The sequence below is a fragment of the Microcystis wesenbergii FACHB-1317 genome, from assembly GCF_014696875.1.
In the GTDB taxonomy this organism is placed as follows: domain Bacteria; phylum Cyanobacteriota; class Cyanobacteriia; order Cyanobacteriales; family Microcystaceae; genus Microcystis; species Microcystis wesenbergii_A.
The window spans coordinates 23,294-39,376 of sequence record NZ_JACJQV010000195.1; the positions used below are offsets into that span (position 1 = coordinate 23,294).

The following is a 16,083-nucleotide window of genomic DNA, read 5'->3' on the forward strand; positions in this document are numbered from 1 at the left end:
ATGGGGTATATTTAACTTATTCCGTCCTTGGGGCAGTTAAGCCCAATCAGAAAATTTTGCTGATCAAAAGCCGATCAATCCAAGTTTTAGAATAACTCGGTGGACAAAAAAGATTTTTTACTGTAACGATTTCTTCGGATCATTATCATCACCCAACTCGTCAGGAGGTCACACAATTTGAGTCAAAAAGTACGGGTCGCTATTTTAGGAGCCACCGGGGCCGTGGGAACGGAATTACTAGAGTTATTAGCTAGTCGTCAATTTCCTCTCGCTAGTCTAAAATTACTGGCTTCCGAGCGTTCTGCTGGAAAAACCCTCGATTTTCGGGGCGAAAGTCTCCTCATCGAAGCGGTAAACGAGCGCTCTTTTCAGGACGTGGATATAGTTCTTGCTTCTGCGGGGGGGGCCACCTCGAAAGCTTGGGCGAAAACTATTGTCGAGTCGGGTGCGACGATTATCGATAACTCCAGTGCTTTTCGCATGAATCCCGAAGTGCCTTTGGTTGTCCCAGAAATCAATCCCGACAGTGTGGACAATCACCGGGGCATTATCGCTAATCCCAACTGTACGACAATTCTTTTAGGAGTGGCGATCTGGCCTCTCCACCAAGTACAGGCGATCGAGCGAGTAGTAGTTTCTACTTATCAGTCCGCCAGTGGTGCTGGAGCGCGAGCCATGGAGGAAGTGAAAGAGCAAGCACGAGCAATTCTTGACAATCGGCAACCTCCCACTAATTCCTTCCCCTATCCCCTCGCTTTTAATCTTTTTCCCCACAATACCCCGATTAATGGTCAAGGGTACTGCGAGGAAGAAATGAAAATGGTCAACGAAACCCGCAAGATTTTTGCTTGTCCAGAGCTGCGGGTTAGCGCCACCTGTGTAAGGGTTCCCGTCCTGCGGGCCCATTCGGAATCGGTTAACCTAGAATTTAGTCGGCCTTTTTCTGTGGTGAAGGCTAGAGAAATTCTTGAGTCTGCTCCAGGGGTAAAATTAGTGGAAGATTGGGACGCTAATTATTTTCCCATGCCAATTGATGCTAGTGGTCGCGATGAAGTATTAGTGGGACGCATTCGTCAAGATATCTCCCATCCTAACGGTCTAGAATTGTGGCTATGCGGCGATCAAATTCGCAAGGGTGCGGCTTTAAATGCCGTACAAATTGCCGAACTTTTAGTCAAGAAAAATCTCGTCGGTTCAAAATTAGCAACAGTTTGATAATTAAGCTATCAGCCATCAGCTAGATCAAGGCGATGATAACTAGACCTCTGGTAAAAATCAAAAATTGTTGTTGGGGTTAGGAGCCAGTAGTCAGTAGTCAGGAGGATTAAGAATGAATAATAATCAATTAAATAGTCCTACCCTAACCCATCCTACAAATAATTAATTGTGCCTCCCTACTTAGGAGGATTGTCAGATTCTTTCTTTTGCCTCTTGCCTTCAGAAGCTGATAACTGATAACTGATAACTGATAACTGATAACTGATAACTGATAACTGATAACTGATAACTGATCAATGAGTGAAACAACATATTTTGGACGAGTAATTACGGCGATGGTGACACCCTTCACCGTCGAGGGTCAAGTTAATTATGCCCTGGTGGAAAAATTGGCCGATTATCTAGTTACTCACGGTAGCGATGGTATAGTGGTCTGTGGGACGACGGGAGAATCACCCACCCTAAGTTGGCAGGAAGAGTACGAACTATTTAGTATTGTCAAAAAAGCGGTTAATGGTCGGGGAAAAGTAATCGCGGGGACGGGTTCTAATTGCACTTCCGAAGCGATCGAAGCTACCCAACAGGCTGCTAAACTGGGTTTAGATGGTTCTTTACAAGTGGTTCCCTACTACAATAAACCACCCCAAGAGGGTTTATACGAGCATTTTCGCACCATTGCCAAAGCTTGTCCCGATCTGCCAGTAATGCTTTATAATATCCCTGGTCGTACTGGTCAAAATATGACCCCAGAAACGATTATTAAACTGGCAGCAGTTGATAATATTGTGGCGGTAAAAGAAGCTAGTGGTAATTTAGAACAAACCTGTAAGATTTACTGTCATACTCCTGAAAATTTCGCTATTTATTCCGGCGATGATTTTCTCACCTTACCCCTGATGACCTGTGGTGCGGTGGGAGTGGTCAGTGTTGCCAGTCATCTAGTGGGAGAAGAAATCCAAGCAATGATTCAAGCTTTCTTAACCGGAGATGCGGCCAAAGCGACCGAGATTAACTTGAAATTATTTCCGCTGTTTAAAGGTTTATTCTGTGCCACTAATCCAATTCCAATTAAAGCGGCCTTAAATCTAGTTGGTTGGGAAGTGGGGGGTCTAAGACTTCCTTTATGTTCCTTAAGTCCAGAGTTAGAAGAAGGATTAGCAAAAATTATGCAAGAATTGGCCCTAATCTAGAAAAATACTAGAAAATTTGGCTAACTAAACTAGGATTTTTTCGAGAAATAGGTTATAATGTTAATAGCTTCACTAGAAGAAAAGAAATATAGTTTAGAACTGCTAGAAAGTATTGATACTAAGTGACTTTAACTAGGTGTTATTTCCCTAGTTAGACTTATTCTAACTATTCATTTTTTGAGATTTCCCGTCCACAAAACCCACCTGAAAAATCACCATAACTTACCGTCAAAGGATACCTAATGAGTCAAGATAAAACCCAAACAAAACTAAAGATCATTCCCCTAGGAGGATTACACGAAATCGGCAAAAACACCTGTGTTTTTGAATACGATGATGAGATTATTCTCCTCGATGCTGGTTTAGCTTTCCCCTCCGACGATATGCACGGGGTCAATGTAGTGCTTCCCGATATGACTTATCTAAGGGAAAATCGCCATAAAATTAAAGGCATGATCGTCACCCACGGCCACGAAGATCATATAGGTGGCATTCCCTACCATCTCAAACAATTCGATGTACCAATTATCTACGGTCCGCGCCTAGCCATGGCTTTATTGCGGGATAAATTGGAAGAAGCAGGATTAGCAAATCGTACCAAATTAGAAACCGTTGCTCCTCGGCAAATGGTGCGTTTAGGTAAATCTTTCATGGTGGAATATATCCGCAATACCCACTCAATCGCCGATAGTTTTTGTGTAGCAATTCACACTCCTTTAGGGGTAGTTATTCACACAGGAGATTTTAAAATTGACCATACTCCCGTCGATGGTGAGTTTTTTGATCTACAAAAAATTGCCGAACATGGCGAGAAAGGGGTGCTATGTTTATTGAGTGATTCCACTAACGCAGAAGTACCCGGTTATACTCCCTCGGAAGCTTCCGTTTATCCCGGTTTAGAGCGGGTTTTTAACCAAGCAACGGGACGGATTATGATCACTACCTTTGCCTCCTCGGTGCATCGGATTAATCTGGTGTTGAAATTGGCCCAGAAATTTAACCGGAAAGTGGTAGTAGTGGGTCGATCGATGTTAAATGTCATCGCTCATGCGCGCAATTTGGGGTATATAAAATGTCCCGATGATCTATTTGAACCCTTAAAAGCGACCCGCAATTTAGCCGATGAAAAAATCGTTATTTTAACCACAGGCTCCCAGGGGGAACCTTTAGCGGCCATGACGCGGATTTCTAAGGGTGAACATCCTCATATTCGTGCGCGTCAGGGGGATACGATTGTCTTTTCCGCTAATCCGATTCCGGGTAATACGATCGCTGTGGTCAATACAATTGATCGCCTAATGATGCAGGGTGCTAACGTGGTTTACGGACGCGATAAGGGAATTCACGTTTCCGGCCATGGTTCCCAAGAAGACCATAAATTGATGCTATCTTTGACCCGGCCGAAGTTTTTTGTGCCAGTGCATGGAGAACACCGAATGCTGGTCAAACACGCTCAGATGGCCCAAAGTATGGGGATTCCCGCCGAAAATATGATAATTGTCAAAAACGGTGACACGATCGAGTTAACTGGCGATCGCATTAGCCTCGGCGCGCCAGTGCCTTCGGGAATCGAGTTAGTTGATCAAGCGGGTGTGGTCCACGAACACATTATGCAGGAAAGACAACAGTTAGCCGAAGATGGTGTGATTACGATCGCATCCTTCGTCAACGGTGAGGGACAATTAAGCGCACCCCCAGAGATTAATTTGCGCGGTGTGGTGACAAAAGTGGAAATCTCGCTGCTGAATCAGCTAATTATTCGGGCGATCGAACGCTGTTTAAGCGATCGCATCGGTGAATTTAAAACCGCCACGGGGTCCCCGGATTGGGCCGGTTTGCGGGCCGAAATCGAGACGACTTTGCAGCGTTTAATTAAACGGGAGTTACAGAGTCAACCTCTAGTGATTTTCCTCCTGCAAGCGGCGGCAACGGAACCAGCGAACAATCGTACTTATCGCCGCCGTCGTCCCGCAGCTACCATGGCCTCCTAATATCAGTGAGCAGTAATCAGTAATCAGTGATCAGTAAACAGTGAAAAGATGGCAAGAAACTGCTATTTAATAAGTAGTCGTGCAAAATTAATTTCTTGGTTATATCATTTTTCAAAAGTAATGACAGACTTAGTTGATCATTCCAAAACGCAATTCCTCTCTCAGAGCGGGATTGCCCTTTCAGGTGTTAGTCACAACTATTGAAAATTGGTATTAGGATAGGCAAAAGGCAAAAGGCAAGAGGCAACAGGTGGTTAGATATGTGTAATTAATTTTGCTGTCGTGCAAAATTAATTTCTTGGTTAGGATAGGCAAAAGGCAAGAGGCAAGAGGCAAGAGGTGGTTAGATATGTGTAATTAATTTTGCTTAGGTACTTACTGGTCACTTAACACATACTGCTCACTTAAAACTCAAATCTGATAACTGTTAACTTACCCACTGATAACTGATAACTGATAACTGATAACTGACCATGTTGCATGCTGCCGATTTGCGATCGCTGCTGACCGCCGTTGCCAGGGGAGAAATTAACCCGGAGACAGCCTTAGATAAACTTAAACATCTAGCCTTTGAACCGGTGGAAGACTTCGCTAAAATTGACCATCATCGTCAATTAAGAACGGGATTTCCGGAGGTTATCTGGGGGCCGGGTAAAACCACCGCTCAAATCGCCCAAATTATCAATGTTTTGCGTCAAAATAGTCCCGTGGTTATGGCCACCCGCATTGAAGCAGAGATAGCAGCTCAGCTACAGGAACAGGTGACAGACTTAGTTTATTATCCCTTAGCCCGCATCTGTGCCATTGCCGCAGCTGCCCCAGAAAATCCCCCAAAAGGGATAATTTCCATCCTAACGGCGGGAACTGCCGATATTCCCGTAGCGGAGGAGGCGGCGGTTACTGCTCAATTATGCGGTTTTTCCGTGCAGCGTCTCTGGGATGTGGGAGTAGCGGGAATTCATCGCCTCTTGAATCATCGCCATCTACTGGATGCTGCCGATGTGTTAATTGTTGTTGCGGGAATGGAAGGAGCCTTACCAAGTGTGGTAGCGGGATTAGTCGATCGCCCGGTGATCGCCGTTCCCACGAGTATCGGTTACGGAACCAGTTTCGGTGGTATTGCTCCTTTGTTAACTATGCTCAATTCCTGCGCGGTCGGTATCGGTGTGGTTAATATCGATAATGGTTTTGGGGCTGCCATGTTAGCCGGCCAAATTTTACGCACGGCGGCCAGATTAGCCTAGATTTTCCCTCATCTCAGGCTGAAAATCCTATACAGTTGGTATAGGGATAAACTACTTTGAAAAAGAAGCCGATATGCACCTAAGTGAAATTACTCATCCCAACCAGTTACATGGTTTATCACTCCGTCAATTAGAAGATATTGCCCGTCAGATTCGCGAAAAACACCTCCAGACGATCGCCGCTACCGGTGGACATTTGGGACCGGGGTTAGGAGTCGTAGAACTAACGATCGCCCTTTACCAAACCCTCGATCTCGATCGAGATAAAGTCCTTTGGGACGTGGGACACCAAGCTTATCCGCACAAACTCCTCACCGGTCGCTATAACGATTTTCACACCCTGCGCCAAAAAAACGGCGTTGCGGGCTATCTAAAACGTTGCGAGAGCAAATTTGACCATTTTGGGGCTGGACACGCCTCTACGAGCATTTCTGCGGGGTTAGGAATGGCTTTAGCCCGGGATGCCAAGGGGGAAGATTTCAAGGTGGTATCGATCATCGGGGATGGCGCTTTAACCGGGGGTATGGCCCTAGAGGCGATTAACCATGCTGGACATTTACCGAACACCAACATCATGGTTATCCTCAACGATAACGAGATGTCCATTTCCCCCAACGTCGGGGCAATTTCCCGCTATCTCAATAAAGTTCGTCTGAGCGAACCCGTCCAGTTTATCGCCGATAATCTCGAGGAACAATTGAAACATCTACCCTTCTTCGGTGACTCCCTCACTCCGGAAATGGAACGAGTCAAAGAAGGAATGAAACGGTTAGCAGTTCCCAAAGTCGGCGCTGTCATTGAGGAATTGGGCTTTAAATATTTTGGCCCGATTGATGGTCATAATATTCCCGAATTAATCGCCACTTTTAAACAGGCCCATAAGGTCCACGGACCGGTTTTCGTCCACGTTGCCACCGTTAAAGGCAAAGGCTACGAATGGGCCGAAAAAGATCAAGTGGGTTATCATGCCCAAAATCCCTTTAATTTAGCCACGGGTAAACCGATTCCCTCCAGTAAACCGAAACCCCCCGCTTATTCTAAAGTTTTCGGGCATACTCTCACTAAATTGGCGGAAAATGACCCGCGCATTATCGGTATCACCGCCGCCATGGCTACTGGGACGGGATTAGACAAATTTCAAGCAAAACTGCCGAAACAGTACATCGATGTGGGAATTGCCGAACAACACGCTGTTACTCTCGCTGGTGGTCTTGCTTGCGAAGGAATGCGCCCAGTTGTCACTATTTACTCTACTTTCCTGCAGCGGGCTTTTGATCAGATTATTCACGATATCTGCATTCAAAATCTCCCGGTTTTCTTCTGCATGGACCGGGCCGGTATTGTCGGGGCCGATGGACCGACCCACCAAGGGATGTACGATATCGCCTACCTGCGTTGTATCCCCAATATGACCATTATGGCCCCCAAAGATGAGGCGGAACTGCAAAGAATGGTGGTGACGGGGATTAATCATACTAGCGGCCCCATTGCCATGCGTTACCCCCGGGGCAACGGTTTAGGGGTTCCCCTGATGGAAGAGGGTTGGGAAGCTTTACCCATCGGTAAGGGCGAAATTCTCCGCAGTGGCGATGATATTCTCCTGTTAGGATACGGCACGATGGTCAATACTTCCCTACAGGTGGCCGAAATCCTCAGCGAACACGGCATCGAAGCCACAGTGGTTAATGCTCGTTTTGTCAAGCCCCTTGATACAGAACTTATCTTTCCCCTTGCCCAACGTCTTGGTAAAGTGGTGACTTTGGAAGAAGGTTGTTTGATGGGTGGTTTTGGTTCTGCGGTTTTGGAAGCTTTACAGGATGCTAATATTCTAGTTCCGGTCAAACGTTTCGGGGTTCCCGATAAATTAGTGGACCACGCAACACCAGAGGAATCCTTCGCTGATTTGGGTTTAACCAGTCCCCAGATTGCCCAACAGGTTTTAGCGGTATTTTTTAGCCAAAAACAAACCGCTAACGTCGGTTAAAATCTCAAGATTAGCTTGGCCAGTTTTCCCGAAAAATTAGGGAAGACTGGTTTTTTTTGGTCTAGATAGTCAATGAAGACTGCCGGCAATAAATAGTGAGGGGAACGAACCACAGAGACACAAAGGACACAAAGATCGATCACTACTATAGAAGTCAAACTTATCACACAAAGAATAGGAGAGTCCAGTAGCTTTAAGAGCATCAGCCATGAGTTGGTCATCAATGACAGTGTTAGTTCTCATAGTATCCCTAGTTGTGTATAGTAGATTAAACCTCTTGCATAATTAATTTTTGAGGGTTCAAAAATGAGAAAAAAGGTTAAATTTTGTCAAGAAATTGCTTGAAGTTTTCTAAAGCCACTTGACTTAAAGACAGAATTGTGTACAATCTTTCATCGGTAATTTTACCCGGAGTGCTGTGTATGGTTTCATCAGTTCATCTTATGGCTTCTGGCTGGGATTTAGCAGTTTTTGTTTTAAAGCTAACCTTTGAGCAAGAGCAGAATAGGAGGATATGTCAACCATGTTAACCACTGATCTAGAGATAAGACTAGCAGCTTTAGAAGCTGAAGTAGCACTGCTTAAGCGTTTGCTACCTACTGTCAGCGAAACTCCCTGGTGGGAAAAAATTGTCGGCACTTTTGCTGAAGATCTGGCTTACGAAGAGGCAATGCAGTTTGGTCAAGAGTACCGTCAGTCCCTAAAACCATTAGCCGAGGAAGCATCCGAATCCTGAAATGTATCTCCTTGATACCGATCATATTACTATTCTCGATCGCGGGGGACAACCGGCACAACAATTGCTGAAAAAACTGGCTGCTATTACGAGCAGCGAAGTTGCCACCACAATTATCACCTACGAAGAACAAATGCGGGGATGGCTCAGTTACATAGCCAAGACCAGTTCGATTGAAACCCAAGTTGTTGCCTATCGAAGGCTAGAAAAGCACCTCGCTAATTATCGCACGATTCCCATTGTCGGCTTTGATGAAAAGGCAGGTCAAGTTTTTCAAGAACTTCGGGTAACTTACCCTCGTTTGGGTTCGATGGATTTGAAGATTGCTGCTATCTCAATGGTTAATCAGGCTATCCTGCTGACGAGAAATCTCTCAGATTTTGGGCAAATTGCCGGTTTAAGAGCAGAAGATTGGACGATTACAAGCAACTGAATTACCTATGGAAAACCAACTTTTGCAGCGAATCACCCTCGATTTAAATATCTGTCATGGCAAACCTTGCCTTCGAGGATTGCGTTATCCTGTTGAATTTATCCTAGAATTACTTAGTTCTGGCATGAGTATCGAAGATATTTTAGCCGACTACGATGATTTGGAACGGGAGGATATTCTAGCGGCGTTATTGTTTGCCACTCGATTAACTCAGGTAAAAAGCATCTACCAAATTGCACCATGAAGTTTTTAGTCGATGCCCAATTGCCAGTTCGTTTAGCTCGTTTTTTGCAAGCTGCTGGTCATGATACAATTCATACTAAAGATTTACCCCAACAAAATGCCACGACAGATGCAGAAATTAACGCTCTTTCAATTCAACAAAATCGAATTGTCATTACCAAAGACAGAGATTTTCTTGATTCATTTTTAATTAGTCAAGAACCTTATAAGCTTCTGCTAGTGACTACGGGTAACATTACGAATGTTGAATTAGAAGCATTATTTCAGAATAATCTAACCCAAATAGAAGCACTTTTTACTCAACATTCCTTAATAGAAATGAGTCGCAACTCAATCATCGTTCATCATTAGTAGTAGGACAAACTGAAATTAGCTTTAAGTGCTTCACAAAAGGAATAAAATCTTTATCTGAAAAAAGGAGCGGAAGATTATTTTCAATACAAAAGGAGGCAATAATAACATCAGCAGTTTTTCTAATAGTTATCCCCTTCTTGCGTAACTGGCGATAATTATCCGCGCTTTTCAATGCCATTCTCAAACCTAGTAAATCATAAATAGTCAATGAAGTTAGTAAGCGATAGGCTATTTGATAATCCTTATCACTCCTAAAACCTTGGAGAACTTCGGTGAGAATAATATCACCAATAGCTATCGGCTCAACTCCCAGCAATAAATCAAGTTCTGTTGTTTCCGTAGTATTATAACCATTGAAATAATCAATCCAAACACTGGAATCCACAAGAATCATTAATTGTGCCTCATTTCCTCAAGGTTTCCTTCCCATTTAAGCTTACCTTTAAAGGCTTTAATTTTCTCCTGTTGTTTGAGCCGAATCAAAGTCTTAAGACCCAATTCAACAACTTCTTGTTTAGTCTTTAAACCAGTAGCTTTAAGAGCATCAGCCATGAGTTGGTCATCAATGATAATGTTAGTCATCATCCTATCCCTAGTTGTGTATAGTAGATTGTTAATATACACATTATATAGGGTTTGCTGAATAAATGTGAGATGTAAGCAAGGTAGAGATTTTGTGGCTTTTCTCGCTCCCACAGGTGCAAGATTGTGAGAGAATCGTCGTTCAAAATCTTGCGTCTTTATCGGCCCGCGTCCTGTAGGGGCGAAGCATTCGGACAATAACCTATCGGTGAAACTGTAGATTTTCTATCCGAATGCTTCGCCCGTACTTTTTGCCGCATACCCTATTTAGGAGAAAACTGCTCGATTCAATAATTTGAGCCAAAACCCAATATTTTTAAAGACATCGGTGCAGTTTCCCGCAAGTGTCGCTCATTTTTGATAGACAAAAATTATTGCTGTCACCCCAAACACAAGTTTACTGTCCCACCCGCCAAATTTTGATAGTATTGTCATGACTCCCACTAGCTAAATAGCGACCATCGGGACTATATACTACTGAGTTAACCGAGTGAGAATGACCAGTAAGGGTACGCAATTCTTTTCCCGTTGCTACCTCCCAAATTTTGATAGTTTGGTAACTCCCACTAGCTAAATAGCGGCCATCGGGACTATATACCACTGACCAAACCCAGTCAGAATGACCAGTAAGGGTACGCAATACTTTTCCGGTTGCTACCTGCCAAATTTTGATAGTTTGGCGACTCCCACTAGCTAAATAGCGGCCATCGGGACTATATACCACTGACAAAACCCAGTCAGAATGACCAGTAAGGGTACGCAATACTTTTCCGGTTGCTACCTGCCAAATTTTGATAGTATTGTCACGAAGCCCACCCCCACTAGCTAAATAGCGGCCATCGGGACTATATACCACTGATAAAACTGGACCAGAATGACCGGTAAGGGTACGCAATTCTTTTCCTGTCGCTACCTCCCAAATTTTGATAGTTTTGTCATCACTACGACTAGCTAAATAGCGGCCATCGGGACTATATACTACATCAGCCCCGTAAAGGGAAGAATAAACAGTAAGAGTATGCAGTTCTTTTCCTGTCGCTACCTCCCAAATCTTGATAGTTTTGTCACTACTCCCACTAGCTAAATAGCGACCATCGGGACTATATACTACTAAAAAAACCCCGCCAGAATGACCAGTAAGGGTACGCAATTCTTTTCCGGTTGCTACCTCCCAAATTTTGATAGTTTGGTCAATACTCCCACTAGCTAAATAGCGGCCATCGGGACTATATACTACTGATTGAACTGAGTCAGAATGACCAGTTAGGGTTTTATCGGGAAAACTATGTTCTGAAAATTTTTTTTCTTGTGGTGAGTTTATTTCCTGACTTTTAAAATAACCATAAGCTTGCGTTATTCCTACTCCTAATAACAAAACTCCACCAAGAGATATCATTCTATTTCTCAGCTTATTCTTTTTAATCGGTTGTCCTGGTGTTTTTTGGGGTACAGCTACAGGTGAAACTGGCGGAGAAGAATTAATCTTAGGAATAACTGGCGATTGTTTTTGAGTTACAATAGGAGGCGGATTTGGTGGTGGAGATGGTCTATTAGGAGTTGTAGGAGGTAACTTTAATTGCCTTTCAATCTGATCTAAACGTTGTAAAATAACCCTAGTATTAGCTGGTCTATTCTTGGGCAATCTTCCCATTAACTCGTCAATAAAATCCAACAATAACGGGTGAATATTTTCCGTTTCTTCTCGCCAAGCTAAAACATCATTAACCGCATCATAAATTTCTAAGGGATGTTTTCCGGTTAATAAATGCACAAAAGTTCGTCCTAAAGCATAAAAATCTGATTGAATCACCGCTTGGCTATGTTGTTGTTCATTCGGTGTATATCCGACCGAGGTAATACCTGTCACCTGTTGACCTTTTCCCTTTTGATGATAGGTTTGGGTTTCTTCCCTTGCTGTCCCTGCTGTCCCAAAATCAATTAACACCAACTCGCCACTATTCCGCAACATAATATTAGGGGGTTTAATATCTTGATGAAGCCAGTTTTGTTGATGAATTTTATCGAGAATTAAAGTGATTTCTCTCAGCCATTTTAAGGCTCGTTTTTGACTTAACTTATCATACTGCTTTAGCCACTGGTCTAAATTAATCCCCTCCACTTTTTCCATAACTAAACAGTGTAATATTTTCCCCTCCCTCGTGGCATATTGAAAATAGGCATCTGCGCGAGGAACACCCGTCACATTTTGACGACTCAACTCTAATAAAACGTCATATTCCCGTTTAAATAATTCCACTGCCTTCGGGTCATTATTCCATCTTTCTTGTAATACCTTGAGGATTTTGGCTGTAAAACCTTCAAAAGCTTCATAAACAACCCCAAAACCGGTCTTATCACTCAATAACCGACTTACTCTATATTGACCATTTAACAACAACTCAGAGCCGCAACTTTGACAGTAACGAGTATTCGAGTTATTATTACTCGGATGCCCTGGTTGAGAACAATCGGGATTAATACAGTAACAGGGTTTCATCTCGGCTATCAGTTATTTTATTGAGTGAATAATTGCAAGTTTTCCCTTCCCTGACCTTGACAGCATTTTATCATAAGTAAGCTAAAACGGATTTTAACCGCCTATCCTTAGATTAGCTGTCTCGGAGTCTCGGAGTCTCGACTAGAAAATTAATTTTGCACAACTACTTAAGTGGGTGGGTGGAATTAAATATAAAATGAACGTAGGTTGGGTTGAAGCATGAAACCCAACGCCCGCATGGGTTACGCTACCGCTAACCCATCCTACAAATAATTGTGCCTACCTACTTAACTAACACTCCATTCAGAAAAATTTCAGCAATACCTTCGGCCATTTCTTGTAAAGCTAAGGGGGAAGCATTACTATCTAAAATAGTTTCACTGGAAAAACCGGCAATTGCGAACATTCCTAGAAAAACCTGGGCCACAATTTTCGGATTCATGGGACGATAGATACCATGATCGATCGCTGTTTGAAAAAAAGCCTCGGCCACATCGGTCATTTTGGCAATTACCTCCGATTGAATTCGCTCTTTTAATTCGGGATGAAATTGGGCCTCTATAAAACAAACTCGCAATAAATCGCTATTTTCTCGCATTCTCAACACCCTACGCCGCATCACCTGCGCTACCGCTTTATAACTGCCCATTTCGCTCAATTCCGTCAGCAAGTCGGTGAGAATATCCACCCATCCCCTAGTGGCCACTTCAATTAAAATCGCCTTTTTGTTGGGAAAATAACGAAATAAAGTTCCTTCTGCCACATTTGCGCTTCCTGCTAGGTCTTTGGTCGTGGTTCCTTCATAACCCTTGGCGGCAAATAAACGTAAAGCGGCCTGTAGAATACGACTACGGATATCTTCTTCCCCAGAATTCGTCTCATTTAGGGAACGTTGAAAAAGACTTTGCATAATTATTGACAGCTAGAAGGGGATAGAGCCATTGTCATCGATCAAGTTAGGTGTTTACTCAAATGCTTCATAAAATTTTGAGTAATTGGGGTTAGAGATTGTTCGGTTATCGTTCCGCAGACTTCCCCAGAAATCAAGCTAGAAGCTTGTCCACCTAGCTAAAATCTTAATGAGTTTCATACGGTCGCTGTGCAAGCGGATAGTTAGACCGTAGCTCACCCCTTTTTATACAACCGTTCTGGGGCGAACTGCAAATTCAGACTGCGAACGGGAAAAACAAACATCAAACTCAAAAAGGAAATTAGCCTGCCCCAAAATTAAAGGTGTACTAGGAGCTTGAGTCCAGGCAAATGCTAGATTAACGGTGGGGAATGGGTTAACTTGGCCTTCAACAACGACGGCACGAGCTTGACAATGGGCTAAGTTTCCAGCCAAGATAACCGAAAGATTTTCATTCTCCCAGATAAAGCCTAGTTGTAGGCCCAACTCGTAGGGCAGAACGTTGACACTTGCTCCCGTATCAATCAAACCCTCGGTGTTTAAGGAGCGCCCATTCAGACCCAGCGTTATAGGCACATACGGCATTCGGTCAACCATGCTGGAACTGGTGTCAATAATTTTGTAGGGAAATTTTTGACCATCAAGCATTCTGTTCTTTTTGTTTTGTAGCCAGAAGGTTCATTAAGGTGTTGGCCGCTTCAGAACAGCCATAGGGAGACCAGATTGGGTACTCTTGACCTTCTACAAAAAAGTCTCCGTTCTCTTCTTTGACAAGCTCAGTCGCCAAGAATTGCATTAGTCGCAGCTTGTCAATTTTTGAAAGTTCCTGGATTTGAGATTGGAGTTCAGCCAAGGACATTTTGAGAGCCTCTTTTCTGAAATTTGGTGTCAAGGTAATGATACTGGCTTCCGGTTCAGGTACAGACCAGCAATCAATATTCTACCATCCAGACTGCTGAAAAATATCGTCAGTGCTGGGTTGTAACCAGTATTTTCCCCGATTTTTTTGACTTTTTACTTTTCTCTTGGGATAAGATTGTGATCGATCGAGTTTAGGGAATTTTTATGACCACAGAAAGTTTAGCGACTTCAGAAGCAATAGAGTCAATGACCGATGAATTTCTGGTTAGTACGAGCAGTCACCAAGAAATGATTGAAACGGTTATTTCTACTCTGCAGCAGCATGATACTGCTATGGTACAACATACAGAAAAAGGTTATCTGTGGAAGTTTCAGTATGGTAGCGTTGAGGTGTTTGTGCAGTTAACTGGGGAAAGTGACGATGATTTTCTCACGGTGTGGTCTTCTGTGCTGAAATTGCCTGTTAAGGATGAATTGGGATTAACCCGCAAGTTATTAGCGATGAATTGTGCCGAAACCTTTGAATCTCATTTTGCCATTATGAATGATCAGGTGGTGGTGATTTCTCAGCGTACTGTGGCCGATTTGTCTCCCGGGGAGATTTCCCGAGCAATTACTCTCGTGGCGACGGTAGCAGATAATAATGATGAAATGTTACGAGAATCCTTTGGTGGCAGCTAAAATTTGGCGTTATATCCCTCCAATTATCTCATCGGCAGAGGGACAAATGGCGATCGATTCTTGGTTACTAGAGCAACACCGTTGTGGTCATCATCCCCCGACTCTGCGTTTTTATCAATGGTCGCCCCCGGCTATTTCCTTGGGCTACCATCAACGGCAATATCCCGATTTTTGGCGTAATTTGACTTGGCAAGGTCAAAAAATCTCCCTAGTTCGTCGTCCTACTGGTGGCCGGGCCGTACTACATCAGGGGGATTTGACTTATATGGTGGTAAATTCAGGGATGAAGGGGAATGTTAGGGAAGTTTACCAGCAAATCTGTCAATTTTTAATCACAGGCTGGCAAAATCTCGGTCTGGAATTGTCCTACGGTGCTGCCGGCCGGGGATATATCCATTCTGCTAACTGTTTCGGTACGGCTACCGGTGCAGATCTAGTCGATAATTGGGGGAATAAATTTATTGGCAGCGCCCAACTGCAACGGGGTTCCTCGGTTCTCCAACATGGTTCCATGGTGCTAGAGCAAGATAATTCGCTGTTTGAGCAAGTTTTCACCAGTGCCGCCCCTCAAAAACTGAATTTAGCCCCAGATTTGACCCTAGAGACAATTATCGCTACCCTGAAAACCGCGGCCGAGGAATGCTTTGATTGTCAATTGCTAGAGCAACCCCTAGAGGATTGGGAATGGCGATCAATTAAAAAAATGAATATAAATACTCATTGACAAAAAAGCTTTTATGTGCGTAAAAAATCAATTATGAGTTAAGTTGTATAGATTTGTAATTTTTTGCTAATAATAGTTAAAGGTAGATAGAGGCCGCAAGGAACCAAAGTCTTACCGAACTCGAAATTATTGTCTAGCTTGTGCTAGTTTAAGAAACGTTAATCTTTTACATTTTGTGAGGATTAACAAGCGATCGCAGCTAGTTTAGTTAAGCTAATCCAGTCAATCGATCGCGCCATCTTATAAGACAATGGGAGTAATCCCAGACTCAAAAAAGTTAAGAAATCTTGCCCGTGATTTCAGTTAAGCAAGAGGAAAAATACCCATGACCATTGCTGTCGGACGCGCCCCAGAAAGAGGGCTGTTTGATGCTCTCGATGACTGGCTCAAAAGAGACCGTTTCGTCTTCATCGGTTGGTCTGGTTTACTACTCTT

Annotated in this window: 18 protein-coding genes and 1 pseudogene; 12 read left to right on the forward strand and 7 right to left on the reverse strand. The window is 43.5% G+C overall.

The genetic code is table 11. The features are described 5' to 3' along the window. The first annotated feature begins 177 nt into the window (after positions 1 to 177). The 5 genes from H6F92_RS19640 to dxs all read left to right on the forward strand — a co-directional run bounded on the left by H6F92_RS19640 (position 178) and on the right by dxs (position 7,627). Positions 178 to 1,215, forward strand: a complete 1,038-nt coding sequence (locus H6F92_RS19640) for an aspartate-semialdehyde dehydrogenase (protein WP_190359159.1) — start codon at positions 178 to 180, stop codon at positions 1,213 to 1,215. 299 nt (positions 1,216 to 1,514) lie between these two features. Beyond that, positions 1,515 to 2,408: a 4-hydroxy-tetrahydrodipicolinate synthase gene (gene dapA, locus H6F92_RS19645; protein WP_190359160.1), complete on the forward strand. Its 894-nt coding sequence runs from the start codon at positions 1,515 to 1,517 to the stop codon at positions 2,406 to 2,408. A 242-nt stretch (positions 2,409 to 2,650) separates the two neighbouring features. Next, positions 2,651 to 4,399: a ribonuclease J gene (locus H6F92_RS19650; protein WP_190359161.1), complete on the forward strand. Its 1,749-nt coding sequence runs from the start codon at positions 2,651 to 2,653 to the stop codon at positions 4,397 to 4,399. 473 nt (positions 4,400 to 4,872) lie between these two features. Continuing rightward, positions 4,873 to 5,643 carry a nickel pincer cofactor biosynthesis protein LarB gene (larB, locus tag H6F92_RS19655; RefSeq protein WP_052276251.1) on the forward strand — a complete coding sequence of 257 codons (771 nt, stop codon included), beginning with the start codon at positions 4,873 to 4,875 and terminating at the stop codon, positions 5,641 to 5,643. Between the two features lie 73 nt (positions 5,644 to 5,716). Continuing rightward, positions 5,717 to 7,627 carry a 1-deoxy-D-xylulose-5-phosphate synthase gene (gene dxs / locus H6F92_RS19660; RefSeq protein WP_190359162.1) on the forward strand — a complete coding sequence of 637 codons (1,911 nt, stop codon included), beginning with the start codon at positions 5,717 to 5,719 and terminating at the stop codon, positions 7,625 to 7,627. Positions 7,628 to 7,696: 69 nt separating this feature from the next. Here the strand turns inward: dxs and H6F92_RS19665 are convergent, their stop codons facing one another. Next, a complete protein-coding gene (locus H6F92_RS19665) occupies positions 7,697 to 7,870 on the reverse strand; it encodes a type II toxin-antitoxin system VapB family antitoxin (protein WP_149987937.1) in 174 nt (57 codons plus the stop codon). Between the two features lie 280 nt (positions 7,871 to 8,150). Between H6F92_RS19665 and H6F92_RS19670 the strand changes: the two genes are divergently transcribed. The 4 genes from H6F92_RS19670 to H6F92_RS19685 are packed head-to-tail and all read left to right on the forward strand — an operon-like array spanning position 8,151 to position 9,390. Then, positions 8,151 to 8,363, forward strand: a complete 213-nt coding sequence (locus H6F92_RS19670; RefSeq protein ID WP_190359163.1) for a hypothetical protein — start codon at positions 8,151 to 8,153, stop codon at positions 8,361 to 8,363. Between the two features lies 1 nt (position 8,364). Next, the gene (locus tag H6F92_RS19675; protein ID WP_190359164.1) at positions 8,365 to 8,796 is read left to right on the forward strand and encodes a type II toxin-antitoxin system VapC family toxin; all 432 of its coding nucleotides are present in this window, start codon (positions 8,365 to 8,367) and stop codon (positions 8,794 to 8,796) included. Positions 8,797 to 8,803: 7 nt separating this feature from the next. Continuing rightward, on the forward strand, positions 8,804 to 9,040 hold the full coding sequence (locus H6F92_RS19680) for a DUF433 domain-containing protein (protein ID WP_002752166.1): 237 nt from the start codon (positions 8,804 to 8,806) through the stop codon (positions 9,038 to 9,040). Beyond that, positions 9,037 to 9,390, forward strand: coding sequence for a DUF5615 family PIN-like protein (locus H6F92_RS19685; RefSeq protein ID WP_190359165.1), 354 nt, complete (start codon positions 9,037 to 9,039; stop codon positions 9,388 to 9,390). The genes H6F92_RS19680 and H6F92_RS19685 overlap by 4 nt, the downstream gene beginning before the upstream one ends. Here H6F92_RS19685 and vapC read toward each other — a convergent pair. From vapC to H6F92_RS19715, 6 genes are all read right to left on the reverse strand, one after another. Continuing rightward, positions 9,374 to 9,787: a type II toxin-antitoxin system VapC family toxin gene (gene vapC, locus H6F92_RS19690; RefSeq protein ID WP_190359166.1), complete on the reverse strand. Its 414-nt coding sequence runs from the start codon at positions 9,785 to 9,787 to the stop codon at positions 9,374 to 9,376. The genes H6F92_RS19685 and vapC overlap by 17 nt on opposite strands. After that, positions 9,787 to 9,978 carry a type II toxin-antitoxin system VapB family antitoxin gene (locus H6F92_RS19695; RefSeq protein WP_190359167.1) on the reverse strand — a complete coding sequence of 64 codons (192 nt, stop codon included), beginning with the start codon at positions 9,976 to 9,978 and terminating at the stop codon, positions 9,787 to 9,789. The genes vapC and H6F92_RS19695 overlap by 1 nt, the downstream gene beginning before the upstream one ends. A gap of 394 nt (positions 9,979 to 10,372) precedes the next feature. Next, positions 10,373 to 12,472, reverse strand: coding sequence for a serine/threonine-protein kinase (locus tag H6F92_RS19700; RefSeq protein ID WP_190359168.1), 2,100 nt, complete (start codon positions 12,470 to 12,472; stop codon positions 10,373 to 10,375). A gap of 283 nt (positions 12,473 to 12,755) precedes the next feature. After that, entirely contained in the window at positions 12,756 to 13,382 is a 627-nt protein-coding gene (locus H6F92_RS19705) for a TetR/AcrR family transcriptional regulator (protein ID WP_190359169.1), read from the reverse strand. A gap of 225 nt (positions 13,383 to 13,607) precedes the next feature. Further along, entirely contained in the window at positions 13,608 to 14,030 is a 423-nt protein-coding gene (locus H6F92_RS19710) for a hypothetical protein (protein WP_016516458.1), read from the reverse strand. Then, positions 14,023 to 14,241, reverse strand: coding sequence for a hypothetical protein (locus H6F92_RS19715; RefSeq protein WP_151697319.1), 219 nt, complete (start codon positions 14,239 to 14,241; stop codon positions 14,023 to 14,025). The genes H6F92_RS19710 and H6F92_RS19715 overlap by 8 nt, the downstream gene beginning before the upstream one ends. Positions 14,242 to 14,447: 206 nt before the next feature. Between H6F92_RS19715 and H6F92_RS19720 the strand changes: the two genes are divergently transcribed. From H6F92_RS19720 to H6F92_RS19730, 3 genes and pseudogenes are all read left to right on the forward strand, one after another. Then, the gene (locus H6F92_RS19720) at positions 14,448 to 14,924 is read left to right on the forward strand and encodes a YbjN domain-containing protein (RefSeq protein WP_190359170.1); all 477 of its coding nucleotides are present in this window, start codon (positions 14,448 to 14,450) and stop codon (positions 14,922 to 14,924) included. Further along, positions 14,887 to 15,648 carry a lipoate--protein ligase family protein gene (locus H6F92_RS19725; protein ID WP_190359171.1) on the forward strand — a complete coding sequence of 254 codons (762 nt, stop codon included), beginning with the start codon at positions 14,887 to 14,889 and terminating at the stop codon, positions 15,646 to 15,648. Before H6F92_RS19720 ends, H6F92_RS19725 begins: the two co-directional genes overlap by 38 nt. Before the next feature lie 325 nt (positions 15,649 to 15,973). After that, positions 15,974 to 16,083: pseudogene (locus H6F92_RS19730) on the forward strand (photosystem II D2 protein (photosystem q(a) protein)); the annotation flags it as partial.

Excerpts from the sequence above, each read along its gene's own strand:
- dapA (WP_190359160.1), top strand. The coding sequence starts at position 1,515 with ATGAGTGAAACAACATATTTTGGACGAGTAATTACGGCGATGGTGACA.
- H6F92_RS19650 (WP_190359161.1), top strand. The coding sequence starts at position 2,651 with ATGAGTCAAGATAAAACCCAAACAAAACTAAAGATCATTCCCCTAGGA.
- larB (WP_052276251.1), top strand. The coding sequence starts at position 4,873 with ATGTTGCATGCTGCCGATTTGCGATCGCTGCTGACCGCCGTTGCCAGG.
- dxs (WP_190359162.1), top strand. The coding sequence starts at position 5,717 with ATGCACCTAAGTGAAATTACTCATCCCAACCAGTTACATGGTTTATCA.
- H6F92_RS19665 (WP_149987937.1), bottom strand. The coding sequence starts at position 7,870 with ATGAGAACTAACACTGTCATTGATGACCAACTCATGGCTGATGCTCTT.
- H6F92_RS19670 (WP_190359163.1), top strand. The coding sequence starts at position 8,151 with ATGTTAACCACTGATCTAGAGATAAGACTAGCAGCTTTAGAAGCTGAA.
- H6F92_RS19675 (WP_190359164.1), top strand. The coding sequence starts at position 8,365 with ATGTATCTCCTTGATACCGATCATATTACTATTCTCGATCGCGGGGGA.
- H6F92_RS19680 (WP_002752166.1), top strand. The coding sequence starts at position 8,804 with ATGGAAAACCAACTTTTGCAGCGAATCACCCTCGATTTAAATATCTGT.
- H6F92_RS19685 (WP_190359165.1), top strand. The coding sequence starts at position 9,037 with ATGAAGTTTTTAGTCGATGCCCAATTGCCAGTTCGTTTAGCTCGTTTT.
- vapC (WP_190359166.1), bottom strand. The coding sequence starts at position 9,787 with ATGATTCTTGTGGATTCCAGTGTTTGGATTGATTATTTCAATGGTTAT.
- H6F92_RS19695 (WP_190359167.1), bottom strand. The coding sequence starts at position 9,978 with ATGATGACTAACATTATCATTGATGACCAACTCATGGCTGATGCTCTT.
- H6F92_RS19700 (WP_190359168.1), bottom strand. The coding sequence starts at position 12,472 with ATGAAACCCTGTTACTGTATTAATCCCGATTGTTCTCAACCAGGGCAT.
- H6F92_RS19705 (WP_190359169.1), bottom strand. The coding sequence starts at position 13,382 with ATGCAAAGTCTTTTTCAACGTTCCCTAAATGAGACGAATTCTGGGGAA.
- H6F92_RS19710 (WP_016516458.1), bottom strand. The coding sequence starts at position 14,030 with ATGCTTGATGGTCAAAAATTTCCCTACAAAATTATTGACACCAGTTCC.
- H6F92_RS19715 (WP_151697319.1), bottom strand. The coding sequence starts at position 14,241 with ATGTCCTTGGCTGAACTCCAATCTCAAATCCAGGAACTTTCAAAAATT.
- H6F92_RS19720 (WP_190359170.1), top strand. The coding sequence starts at position 14,448 with ATGACCACAGAAAGTTTAGCGACTTCAGAAGCAATAGAGTCAATGACC.
- H6F92_RS19725 (WP_190359171.1), top strand. The coding sequence starts at position 14,887 with ATGATGAAATGTTACGAGAATCCTTTGGTGGCAGCTAAAATTTGGCGT.